The 12,080-nt window shown below is 35.2% G+C and carries 15 protein-coding genes; 11 read left to right on the top strand and 4 right to left on the bottom strand.

Annotation, left to right across the window (positions count from 1 at the left end; translation table 11 throughout):
• The first annotated feature begins 152 nt into the window (after positions 1–152).
• The 8 genes from E4T88_RS03830 (at position 153) to arsM (ending at position 5,931) form a co-directional block, all read left to right on the top strand.
• Complete coding sequence (locus tag E4T88_RS03830) at positions 153–719, top strand: hypothetical protein (RefSeq protein WP_135104137.1); 567 nt, start codon at positions 153–155, stop codon at positions 717–719.
• Between the two features lie 10 nt (positions 720–729).
• A complete protein-coding gene (locus tag E4T88_RS03825; protein WP_135104136.1) occupies positions 730–1,311 on the top strand; it encodes a hypothetical protein in 582 nt (193 codons plus the stop codon).
• Between the two features lie 33 nt (positions 1,312–1,344).
• The gene (locus tag E4T88_RS03820; protein WP_135104135.1) at positions 1,345–2,640 is read left to right on the top strand and encodes an AbiH family protein; all 1,296 of its coding nucleotides are present in this window, start codon (positions 1,345–1,347) and stop codon (positions 2,638–2,640) included.
• A 141-nt stretch (positions 2,641–2,781) separates the two neighbouring features.
• Positions 2,782–3,102: an ArsR/SmtB family transcription factor gene (locus E4T88_RS03815; protein ID WP_135104134.1), complete on the top strand. Its 321-nt coding sequence runs from the start codon at positions 2,782–2,784 to the stop codon at positions 3,100–3,102.
• Between the two features lie 7 nt (positions 3,103–3,109).
• Positions 3,110–3,571 (top strand): GNAT family N-acetyltransferase, encoded by a 462-nt coding sequence (locus E4T88_RS03810; protein ID WP_228093704.1) that lies wholly within the window; start codon positions 3,110–3,112, stop codon positions 3,569–3,571.
• A gap of 73 nt (positions 3,572–3,644) precedes the next feature.
• Positions 3,645–4,070, top strand: coding sequence for an arsenate reductase ArsC (locus E4T88_RS03805; RefSeq protein ID WP_135104133.1), 426 nt, complete (start codon positions 3,645–3,647; stop codon positions 4,068–4,070).
• Complete coding sequence (gene arsB, locus E4T88_RS03800; RefSeq protein WP_135104132.1) at positions 4,063–5,097, top strand: ACR3 family arsenite efflux transporter; 1,035 nt, start codon at positions 4,063–4,065, stop codon at positions 5,095–5,097. The genes E4T88_RS03805 and arsB overlap by 8 nt, the downstream gene beginning before the upstream one ends.
• A gap of 21 nt (positions 5,098–5,118) precedes the next feature.
• Positions 5,119–5,931, top strand: a complete 813-nt coding sequence (arsM, locus tag E4T88_RS03795; protein ID WP_135104131.1) for an arsenite methyltransferase — start codon at positions 5,119–5,121, stop codon at positions 5,929–5,931.
• A 69-nt stretch (positions 5,932–6,000) separates the two neighbouring features.
• Here arsM and E4T88_RS17950 read toward each other — a convergent pair whose 3' ends face one another.
• The 4 genes from E4T88_RS17950 to E4T88_RS03780 are packed head-to-tail and all read right to left on the bottom strand — an operon-like array spanning position 6,001 to position 8,883.
• Positions 6,001–6,147, bottom strand: a complete 147-nt coding sequence (locus tag E4T88_RS17950; protein ID WP_167755421.1) for a hypothetical protein — start codon at positions 6,145–6,147, stop codon at positions 6,001–6,003.
• A 25-nt stretch (positions 6,148–6,172) separates the two neighbouring features.
• Positions 6,173–7,444 (bottom strand): PcfJ domain-containing protein, encoded by a 1,272-nt coding sequence (locus tag E4T88_RS03790; RefSeq protein ID WP_135104130.1) that lies wholly within the window; start codon positions 7,442–7,444, stop codon positions 6,173–6,175.
• A 3-nt stretch (positions 7,445–7,447) separates the two neighbouring features.
• Positions 7,448–7,858, bottom strand: a complete 411-nt coding sequence (locus tag E4T88_RS03785; protein WP_135104129.1) for a PcfK-like family protein — start codon at positions 7,856–7,858, stop codon at positions 7,448–7,450.
• 5 nt (positions 7,859–7,863) lie between these two features.
• A complete protein-coding gene (locus E4T88_RS03780; protein ID WP_135104128.1) occupies positions 7,864–8,883 on the bottom strand; it encodes a fusion protein in 1,020 nt (339 codons plus the stop codon).
• Between the two features lie 621 nt (positions 8,884–9,504).
• On the opposite strand from E4T88_RS03780, the gene E4T88_RS03770 reads away from it, so the two are divergent.
• The 3 genes from E4T88_RS03770 to E4T88_RS03760 are packed head-to-tail and all read left to right on the top strand — an operon-like array spanning position 9,505 to position 11,937.
• On the top strand, positions 9,505–9,939 hold the full coding sequence (locus E4T88_RS03770; protein WP_135104126.1) for a LexA family protein: 435 nt from the start codon (positions 9,505–9,507) through the stop codon (positions 9,937–9,939).
• Between the two features lie 10 nt (positions 9,940–9,949).
• On the top strand, positions 9,950–10,687 hold the full coding sequence (locus E4T88_RS03765) for a DUF559 domain-containing protein (RefSeq protein WP_135104125.1): 738 nt from the start codon (positions 9,950–9,952) through the stop codon (positions 10,685–10,687).
• Entirely contained in the window at positions 10,687–11,937 is a 1,251-nt protein-coding gene (locus E4T88_RS03760; RefSeq protein ID WP_135104124.1) for a Y-family DNA polymerase, read from the top strand. The genes E4T88_RS03765 and E4T88_RS03760 overlap by 1 nt, the downstream gene beginning before the upstream one ends.
• Positions 11,938–12,080 lie beyond the last annotated feature (143 nt).

Below are 12,080 nucleotides of genomic sequence, written 5' to 3'. Positions count from 1 at the left end.
TTTACTCATTGGTGACGGCTCCGAGTGATATAGAGTTGTGGGGCAAAGAAATGGAATAGTTGCTGTATCTAAAAAATAAAGAAAGCTGAAGAATCTAAATTCTCTGGCTTTTTTTGTATTTTTATTACAAATAACAATTAGATGAGTTCAAGATGAATTGGATAAATGTCTTTGAAAATATAGGCTTCTTTACAGTTGGTGCCACAGGTATTTCTGGAATTATTATTTATCTGTTTAAAAAGATATTTGAGCAACAGATATCCTTATATAAAGAAAAAAGTATTTACCGTTTTTCTAAAGTATATACAGATAGGCTTGATATCATACGTGAAGTATATCGGAGATTAGTAAAAGCGGAATACTCCATTGAAATTCTCATGAGGCCTATTACTATTGGAGAAAGAAAATCAGAAGAAGAGTTGGAAAATGAAGCTTATCGTGACTACACTTCTTTATTTCAATATTACCAAGAAAATGAAATAATTTTTGAAGATGATACTATTACCCTTATAAATGATATTAAAAATCGGTTTGATAAGGTTTGGAAATCCTATAATTCCATGAAATTTATGGAAACAGCAAGAGGCAGTGAGCCTTGGGCCAAATCAATAGAAAACTCGATCTCTGTATATGAAGAGGAAATAATCAATGAAATTCCAAAATTAAAAAAGCTCCTGAAAAAGCAATTCCAGAAAGAGTTTGATTTATTACAGGCGTAATTGAATATTTATGAGTATGCTAAGCAAGGGAGGAAAAGGATATTGCATAATGTGTGCAGAAATCATCCCTCAGAATATAGATGATGTTTTTTGTGATAATTGTAGAAGTCAATATCATTACCCTATAAATAAAGGCTGCTATTGTCATATCTGTGGACAAAAAGGGTTGTTTAGTCACTTTTACCCCATCTGTATGGAATGTAAAGGACTCGACAGAGAAGGGTTGGATGCAAAGAGTGATATTTACAGGAAATGGCTAGCGAAATATAGTCTAGCTCCTATTGATAACTTAAAGCCATTATGGACCTGTATACCTGAGAAAAACGATACTGTATATAATGCAGATATAATAAAACTAATAGAAGTAACCAATTTAGGAAAAAGCTTTGATTTGAATAATATTTTCAAGGATGATGTCCGAAGTAATAGCCGAATTCTGAATATCTTGGAAAGATGGAATAGAAAGTTATATGTTGATCCTCCCACAATAATAAGAAATAACGACTCTTATATATTTAAGGATGGTCGCCACCGAACCATTGCAGCTTATCACTTACAAATTAAAACAATACCTGTGTTCTTAAAAAAGTAATTGCATTTTACCTTTTATATTTAAAATTTAAGCATGAATAGAATTATAATTATTGGTAATGGTTTTGACAAGGCTCATAATCTTAGAACTGGATACATTGATTTTATAGACGATTATTGGAGTAATTTTACCAATGAAATACGGGATATAATTGGGGAACAATATGGTATGGATACAATGATTAGACCTTACTCTGATAGTTGTGTCAGTCTTGAAAAAAAGACCAAGAGTGATGTAATGCAGAATAAGTCTCTTTTTTATTGTGAAAAAGAAAATCCGTACAACGAATTACTTAGTTATATTGAAGAGTATAATAAAGTATTTTCCCAAAAGCATGTTTCACTAAATTTTAAAAATAAATTCTTTGAATATATATCCAATCAATGTTCATTAACAAGCTGGTTGGATATCGAAAACGAATATTATGATGCATTAAAAAGACTTCTTCTGGAAGAAAGTTCTATAAAGCGAAACGAAAAGATTATTGAGTTAAACAAAGAATTTGAGTCCATTCAAGACCTTTTGGAAAAACACCTAGTGAATGTAACTGAGAATGTAGAAATAGAGAAACATCAATCTATACAAGAAGCCTTCTCAAGTGTTATAGAATTTGATGACATTGCTACTTGTAAACAGACTGAGTTTGTCGATTCGATATTCTCCGATATGTATCGTTTCGATAATTTAATGAATTTTGAACAAGATAAAGAAACAGATCCTCAATACAATATATGCAGTACTGTAGATGAAGAACGAATGTACTTTGTTGAAAAAAAATTAAAAAATCAGAACTTTAAAGAAGAATATTGTATGCCTTATACATTAATTCTAAACTTCAACTATACAAAAACAGCTGAAAGACTATATACAAACGAAGAAATGAATTACAAGGTCATCAATATCCATGGAGAACTTCAAAATCAAAATAATCAAATTATCTTTGGATATGGTGATGAGTTAGATGACGATTATCAGAAAATAGAAAAATTGCAGGATAATGATTTTTTAGAGAATATCAAATCTATAAAATACCATAAAACAAGAAATTACAGAGATTTATTGGAATTTATAAAATCTGGAATTTATCAAGTATTTGTCATGGGACACTCTTGTGGGAATTCGGATCGGACCCTACTTAATACTCTGTTTGAACACAATAATTGCGCTTCAGTAAAAGTATACTATAGACAATATCCAGATGGTTCTGACGACTATAGTAATTTGATAAGGAATATTTCACGGAATTTCAATAATAAACCTCAAATGCGAGACATAGTTGTAAATTGGGAGAATTGCTCACCACTGGTTCCGTACAAAAAGTATAATTAGATTATTATATTTTAATACTTTAGTTCATTAAGGGCTTTTATAACTGTCCCTCTCTTATAAAAACTTTCTAGATAAAAATCATTCGTAATTTTGCGAATAAAATAATATTCGTATATTTGCGAACAATAAATATAAATAGCTATGTCAAAGAAAGAATTAACATCCGATCAGGAACAATTAGCACGCTTTGCTAAAGCACTGGGACATCCTATTCGTATTGCCATACTTGAAATGCTTGCCAATGAGTCATGTTGCTATCATGGCGACATGTCAGAGATATTACCAATAGCCAAAAGTACGCTGTCACAGCATTTGAATGAGTTAAAAGACGCAGGATTAATCCAAGGGACAATTACATTGCCTACTGTAAAATATTGTATCAACAACGAGAACTGGAATAAAGCCAAAGAATTGTTTGGTGGCTTTTTTACTCAGTTACAGAATACAGACGAAAATTGCTGATATAATTATGGACATCAGGTTTGCGACTAAAAAAGATATCCCCGCTATTAAAGAACTGTTCCGTTCAACTATCCTTTCAGTCAATTTAAAAGACTATACACCCGAACAGGTTGGATTCTGGGCTGCAAGAGGAGAAGAGGCGGGTGTATGGGCAGAACGGATAAATGAGCAATACTTTATCATTGCTGAGGAAAACGATACGATATTAGGGTTTGCTGCCCTAAAATTGTCAGGGTATTTAAATTCTATGTTTGTCCATAAGGACTATCAGGGAAAGGGCATTGCAACATTCTTACTTAAAAAGATTGAAGAATATGCATGGTCGAAAGATATTTCAGAAATAACTGCTGATGTCAGTATTACAGCCCAACCTTTCTTCTCAAAAAAAGGTTATGTTATTCTGGAGCAACAGACCGTTTGCATTGGTATTTCCATGACAAACTATAAAATGTCAAAAGTTTTATCCTGATATTTTTTTAAGATACATATTCGTTATTCTACGAAATAGGAACTGTTAGTATAAATACGAAATTATAAACAATATGAGAATTTTAATTCTGTGTACAGGAAATAGTTGCCGTAGCCAGATGGCACATGGATTTTTGCAATCATTCGATCCTTCATTGTCTGTTTATTCCGCAGGGACAAAAGCAAGCGGAAAAGTAAATCCAAAGGCAATAGAAGTCATGCAGGATGCAGGGGTGGATATTTCGCACCATACATCCGATAGTGTAGAGCAATATATGAATGATGAATGGGACTATGTGATAACCGTTTGCGGTGGTGCAAATGAAAGCTGTCCTGCATTCTCAGGAAAAGTAAAGAACCGTCTGCATATCGGCTTTGATGATCCGTCCGAAGCTGCAGGAACACCCGAGTTTATTCAATCCGAGTATATGAGGGTAAGGGATGAAATCAAAACAGCATTTTATAAATTATACACCGATAGGATAAAAGGTCATGAGTAAAAAGAAAATGAGTTTCTTAGATAAGAACTTAACACTTTGGATATTCCTTGCAATGGCTATCGGTGTAGGATTGGGGTATTTTATACCGTCTTTCAGTGGTTATATAGATTCCATGTCGAGCGGAACAACAAATATTCCTCTGGCAATCGGACTTATACTGATGATGTATCCGCCATTGGCAAAAGTGGATTACAAACAACTGCCGAAAGTTTTCAAGAATGTCAGAATACTGACTGTCTCGTTAATCCTGAATTGGATTGTTGGGCCTGTCTTAATGTTCTTACTTGCCATTCTCTTTTTACACGATTATCCCGAATACATGGTGGGGGTAATTTTAATAGGCTTGGCAAGATGTATTGCAATGGTGCTTGTATGGAACGATCTGGCAGAGGGCAATACGGAATACGGTGCGGGATTGGTTGCCCTGAACAGTATCTTTCAGGTATTCTTTTATAGTTTTTATGCGTGGATATTTGTAACAAAACTGCCTCCCTTATTCGGATTCGAAGGTGCAATCGTAGATATATCCATCGGTACAATAGCCGAAACTGTCGCTATCTATTTAGGTATTCCTTTCCTGATGGGTATTTTAAGCCGTTTGATATTGGTTAAAATAAAAGGGGAACAATGGTATAAGGATAAGTTTATCCCTGCAATTTCACCAATTACTTTAATAGCTTTACTATTCACCATCGTATTAATGTTTAGTCTCAAAGGGGAACTGATCGTACAAATCCCGTTGGATGTAGTGCGTATAGCCATACCGTTATTAATCTATTTCGTAGTCATGTTTTTCCTCAGCTTCTTCGCAGGAAAATTGATGGGTGCATCTTACGATAAAAACGCATCAATAGCATTTACCGCTACAGGCAATAATTTTGAGCTGGCTATTGCAGTTGCAATAGGTGTCTTCGGCTTGCATAGCGGACAAGCCTTTGCAGGTGTAGTAGGTCCATTGGTTGAAGTTCCTGTACTTATACTCTTGGTGAACATAGCCTTTTGGCTAAAAAGAAAATATTATAAATAAAATAACTAAAATACTTTTAATATGAACACGAACGAAGAAAAGAAAGCTTTGGTAAAACAGAGATATAGCGAACTAGCGTTGAATAGTAATGCCCTAAAATCGGGTTGCTGTTGTGGAACGAATCCTGCGACTCCTTCAAAAAAGGTCTTTACGATCATGAGCGAAGATTACAGCGGGCTTAAAGGATACGAAGCCGATGCTGATCTGGGTGTGGGCTGCGGACTACCTACTGAGTATGCAGGTTTTAAAGACGGTAATACAGTTTTAGACCTAGGATCAGGTGCAGGTAACGACTGTTTTATAGCCAGAGCAGAAGTCGGAGAAAAAGGAAAAGTAATCGGCATTGACTTTTCGCCACAGATGATAGAAAAGGCACGAAAGAATGCAACTAAAAGAGGATATACGAATGTCGAATTTATTGAAGGAGATATTGAAAATATGCCTTTACCTGATAGTTCCATAGATGTGGTAGTCAGTAATTGTGTTTTAAATCTGTTACCCGAAAAGGATAAGATATTCAACGAAATCTATAGGGTACTGAAAGAAGGCGGTCATTTCTGTATTTCTGATGTTGTGCTGAAAGGTGTATTTCCGAAAGAATTTACGGATAATGCTTCCATGTATGCGGGTTGTATAGCCAGTGCTATACAGAGAGAGGATTATTTAGGCGAGATTGAGAGAGCTAATTTTTCTGATATAAAGATTGAACGGACAAAAACAGTTGTCATTCCTGAAGATGTTTTACAGGAACATCTGGATGAGTCGACGATAGCCGAATACAAAGGGGGCAATGTTGGCATTTATTCGATTACCGTTACAGGAGTAAAATCATAGAGTTGTTTAATGAAAATGATACGCCGCCTTTTAGGCGGCTTTTTTTGTCAAGAACCTGATTACAGATAATTATCGGAATACATACCATGGATCCCGATAATTATCTCCGATCAGATTAAATACTCCACTCAATCTGCTTTTTCCTGCAAATTGTTTAGCTTCACGAATACTATGAAATTCGCCTAAAAGTCTGAATCTAATATATAGTCTGTACATTGTTGTTGATTTTTAGATTAATAAATTAGGCAGCCAATCGTTCCTCGATTTGCGAGATATTATTCTCCACAAGGCTGATAATCTGATTGTGATACTTGGTATTCTTATTACAAATACCTCTTGATTGAATAACCTTTAGTTGAGAAATTGAGACTTCTATTGTTTCAATCCGCTTACCATCTATACAAGCCGAAAGAATCAACGAATCTTTTTTTGAGTGATAACCGCCTACACAATGGTGCATGGCTTTACCCTCAGTTATTATCTCTGCAACACTTTCCAATACCCGTACACTGATTAACCCATCTGAAAATATGAGTCCGAAAAACTTAGCTTTAGCTTCTCTGAATGAATCTTCTTTTGCGAGTTGCTTTTCTATTTCTAATTGGGCATCTACTTTTGCTTTTTTTGCTACATATCGGTCGTGCTCTGCTTTCAGATTATTGGGGCAAACGTATTTAGGATTAAGCAGGTCTTTACTAAAAAATCGAAGCAAGTCAATATAATCACACCAAAGAGTAGCATCTTTGATTTTGTAGTTATTGCGAATACAGATTCTAATCGATTGCCAATAGTTATCAATATTCTTCCATCCGCTATCCAGAATACGCTTTAATAGCTTGGCTTGTTTAGTTTTTATCAGCGTTTCGGCTTTACTATCTGTTAGTAGGATACGGAATAAATCCAACGGTTTCTGATTGTATAAAGCTTTCTTGTAGCCTGTACGCTTTAGTTCGGGTATCAGTTTTTGTTTTGGATATATTGCACCTGTATAGATACGATTATAAACATCAATCTCTTGTCTTAATTCCAATGGAGTATGAAATATCCATGAATCGTAATACATTGTACCCATTGTCTGCCTGAGTTTAGCAAATGTACAGTACTTCCCATCGGGAGCAATCCAACGTTGCATTACTTCAGATGCGCTGTATTTGGGTAGTTCCCCAATTTTGCTTGTATAGCCTAACATAATAGTGCGTAGTACTTGATAGCCTTTATGGGCATCAATAACAGTCATATAATAACTATCATTGAATGTCCGTTTGGCTATAGCTTTCACAGTCAGTTTTGATTTACAGTTCGGGCAATCACATCCTAAAATAGTCGTAATCAATTCTCCTTCTCCCTGCCATGAGTGTCCGCATTTGGAACATGTCATAATCCCTTTCTTTGAACGGTACCCGAGATATTCAATTGCATTATCATATCCCCATTGTATTTGCTCAGTAGTAATAGCAGATAATGTCTTGCTTGCTTCTACAACTTGTTGTTGGAATTTACTCTTTGCTTTCATAGGTCAAAATAAGCTTAGTTGGTTTGTATTGGCTGTTTGTTTAGCTGTTGTCTTCTTCTTGGGTTGCATCATCTTATTATAGGCATCATTTTGTGCTTTTTGAATAGCATCCTGCCGTGCCTGCTGTTTTTCATCCTCTGTTAGTTCTACTACATGGTTTACTGCAATTCGGGAATCGATAGGTTTGCCTACTTCTATGTTTTCTTCATCGTAATAATGTACTGCCATTGAGTAGACTTCATCATCAGTGAAGCCATTACAACCGCTTTTCTGTACTTGGTTCAGGATGTAAGTACAGCAATCATCAATATTCTTATCAAGGTTAGCAAACGATTGGGCGAACAAAGGGTCTATAGATGCCCTTTGCTCTAAATGTGTTAATATGGTTCGTGTAAAATATGCTGTTGATTTCATAGCTGTTATTTGTTTAGGTTTAATATTGTTTGTAATTCTTCTCTCTTGGTTTTAGAAAATATCCATCCTGCTTGCTTTTCTTCATTGTGTGTCAGTCTCGGATTGAATTTTCCTCCCATTGCTTTGAGTAAATCTTTGATTTCTTTGGTATCTCCGAACAGGGCAATTGCTTTTTCTGAATAAGCAACGATCTCAAAGGAAAGGTTATCAGATTCAAATTGGAGGGTTGGCTCTTTCTCGTTTTCGATAGAAGTATTATTACCATTGCTGTTAGTGATATAAATACCATCGGAACATCCTGCCACATAGGCAAATTCATCAATTTTATTCTTTCTGTCGTATATAGGAGATTTTTCAATGATCCATCCGCTGTATTTGCTTTCTCCTAAATAATAGCCTGCACCCATTGAATACTTTTCTCTGTGTTCATAGTCCTCATTATAGATTGCCAGATGTGCTGTTTCTTCAAAATTTGAAGCATACTTCCTCATTTCGGAAAATATATCACGTTTGTGTTTGGAAAAACCTAAGATTACAGTGCGTGTTACCCTTGAGGCATAATAATCGGTTTGTGAGTCGGATTCATCTGCTTTCAGGCGAGCCACAATAATTGCTTTGGCATCTTGGGGTAAGTTTTCATTCAGCCATTTTCGACCGATCTCCCTTACAGCCTTTCTGCGTTCATTTTCTTGTCGCTCTTTTTCCTGTTCTGCATCCTCTTTAGCCTTTGCTTTGACATAGAGTTCAGCGACTTCTTTTTCGGGCATGAATTCGATATTGCTTTCATCGTAATACATACCGATTCCAAACTTTTGGCTCAACGGTTTAATAATTTCGGATTGTTGCATATCAAGTGTACGTAGGTTAATCAGATGATAGTGATAACCGTATTTGTCGTGTGTAATTTGGTGGACTACATAACGGTCATAAGAATATCCTTCGATTTGAATAATTTGGTTTTCTGCTACTGCTTTCACTTCTGTGTAGGTTGTTATTCCTGCGAATAATGAATATAATTTTGTCATGGCTGTACAGTTTAAAAGATTAGAATTAAGAAAATGGAGATAAGAATGATAAAGGCAAGGATTGATAAGATCATCTTGATGAATAGCTTTACTAGCTTAAATACAAGACATATAATCAGATAGCCACCGATAAGTCCTGTAATAAGAGAGATGTTTATACTCACTTGCGTTACTATCCACGCACATAAAGCCATTATTGCTACCCCTAAACCCAATTTTATGATGATTCCAGAGGAGAGGGAGTTTTGTTTCATTATTTTTCTTTCGTTTCTCATAACTGCGACTTTTTTTTTCATGCGTCATCCACCGTGTCGGTCGTTTTTTGTTTCAAGGGCAACAAATGGGTATAGGCTTTTAGACAGGCATATTTTTTCGTCAGTAAATACGCTCGCCTGAAAGGAAAGAGGAAGATTTCTGCGAAAACCGTCAGGCAATGAATATGTAGGACTAAAAGCCATTCATACCTTTGCCCGATGAACAGAAAGACCGATCAAGAGATGACTCTACCAAAAGAGGAGTGGTTATAAAAAGAGAAACAGAAAGTAAAATTCTATAATATGGATGTATTAATTAAGATTCTTAATTCACGTTATCTCTGTTGCTTTATGTACTTTTGTTTTGATGGAAAAGAAATCTCTTGAAATATTTCGTGCTGAAGTAGATACTGAATTATCACTTCCTATAGCTGACGGAGGGATCAAAGCCGGATTCCCCAGTCCGGCACAGGATTTTATGGATCTGGCTATTGATTTGAATAAAGAGTTGGTTCGCCATCCGTCCAGCACATTCTATGGCCGTGTGCGTGGTGACAGCATGCAAGATGCAGGTGTTTATGATGGAGATATATTGATTATTGATAAATCTTTAGAGCCGCGGAACGGAGATATGGCGGTCTGCTTTGTCGATGGAGAATTCACTATTAAGTATATCAAAATAGAAAAAGAGATAGTGTGGCTTATACCTGCCAATGATAAATATAAACCCGTTAAAGTGACAGAAGATAATGATTTTCTTATCTGGGGGATTGTTACTTATTCAATAAAAAAACAGAGATAGTTTGCTTAATATGGATATAAAAACTTTAATAAATCGTCTACGTGTTAGGATAGAGGATGATTATTCTGAATATAGTGAGACATATTCAGAAAATATATTCGAGATAATTGACAACTATATAAATAACGATAAATATTCTGATTTAGAAAAAGCATTTTATCTGATATTGAATCAATATCCTAGTGATATGAAGAATTATTTTGTAAAGCCTAATGAAATGGTTCTTATACCAGATGTATATGATATGGGAAGTCCTGGAATAGAATATGAAGTAGATTTTGCTATTTATGGAGGGGTATTGAATAATCCTGTTAAAATAGCAATTGAATGTGATGGAATTCGTTCTCATAGACAAAAACATAGTAATAAAGACAGAAAAAAGGACGTAAACTTTCAGGCGGCAGGTTGGATTGTTATTAGATTCGGTTCAAATGAAATTCATGAAGAATTGGCTAAGCATGAAAATCAAGAAAATTACACATCAGATTTTTTACAGTATATAGAAAATGTAATAAATGAAACTTCGCAGATAATCACATGGAGGTCATATGCGAAAGCTGACTTTAGAAGTAGATTAACTGGATATAAGTGGGGATATATACTTTGCCCACTATGTGGAAAAAGCCAAATGGGAGAATTGAATCATATAAAACATGCCTGTAGGCATTGTGGTGAAAAATTCAAAAGAGAGGTCCTTTCAAGTGAAAATGTAAAATATCAACATAACGGAATATTGTATTTTGATTAATGTACGCTCTAATCGATTGTAATAACTTCTTTGTTTCGTGTGAACGGGTTTTTAATCCGGCATTAAACAATCGTCCTGTTGTTGTACTCAGCAACAATGACGGTTGTGTTATATCCCGAAGCAATGAGGCCAAAGCGTTAGGTATAAAAATGGGAGTACCATTCTTTCAAATAAAAGAGCTTGTTAAGCAGTATAATGTTGGGGTTTATTCCACCAATTTCACACTCTATGGAGATATGTCGGATAGAGTAATGAATACACTATCCAATCTAGTTCCCGATATGGAAGTATATTCTGTGGATGAGGCTTTTCTTCATCTGCACGGAATAGAGGATGTTACAAGCTATAGCAGACATATCGTCCGCACAGTAACTAAAAATACAGGAATTTCTGTATCCATAGGCGTAGCACCGACTAAGACATTAGGAAAGATAGCTAATCACTTTGCCAAGAAATACAAGGCATATAACAATGTTTGTATTATTGACAGTGAAGAAAAACGGATTAAAGCATTACAAAAGACACCTATCGGTGATGTTTGGGGAATCGGGCGTCGGCATACAAAGATGCTTGAATATCACGGAGTAAAAACAGCATATGATCTAACACAAAAGACTCGATCATGGGTCAGAGGTAAGATGACTGTAATCGGGGAGCGTACCTGGCTGGAATTACAAGGTATCCCCTGTATTGAAAAAGACGAACTGTCGGCTAAGAAACAACAGATATGTACATCCAGAAGTTTTGGACAGCCAATCACGGAATACAATAATTTATTGGAGTCCATTGCTTCTTTAGCTTCATTGAGTGTCGCTAAATTGAGGAAACAGAAAACCGTTACCAAAGCCGTTTATATTTTTGTGCAAACCGATCGATTTGACGAGGATGTATACAAACCTTCAAAGGTTGTTCCTTTGTCTTTCTATACATCGGATACAGCTGAGATAATCGGATATTGCCGTCAAGTTTTGGATTCTATCTATCTGCCGAATTTAGAATATAAAAGAGCCGGAGTCGTATTGATTGATATTATTCCCGAAGAATATGCATTGCGGGATTTCTTTGATGAAAAAGACCGCGATAAGCAACAACGATTAAATCAAACATTGGATGAAATAAATAAAAAGAATGGACGTGACACCGTAAAACTTGCTATTGAAGGAAACGGCTATAGTAAGAATATTCGTCAGGAACACCTCTCGAAACGATATACGACCAATTTTAATGATATTATTGAGATTAGAATTTAATCGTATTATTATAATTGAAACGTAATTTATAATCCACGAAAAAGGTTTAACTATTACTCATAATTAAATATCTTTCTTAGGGCAACAAGTATTCTATTCTGTTTGATTTTAATCAAACAGAATACTCTCATGATAAATATATT

It is taken from the genome of Dysgonomonas mossii (assembly GCF_004569505.1).
Taxonomy (GTDB): Bacteria; Bacteroidota; Bacteroidia; order Bacteroidales; family Dysgonomonadaceae; genus Dysgonomonas.
Note: the sequence above shows the minus strand (reverse complement) of the source record. Positions and strands in the feature narration are given on the sequence as shown.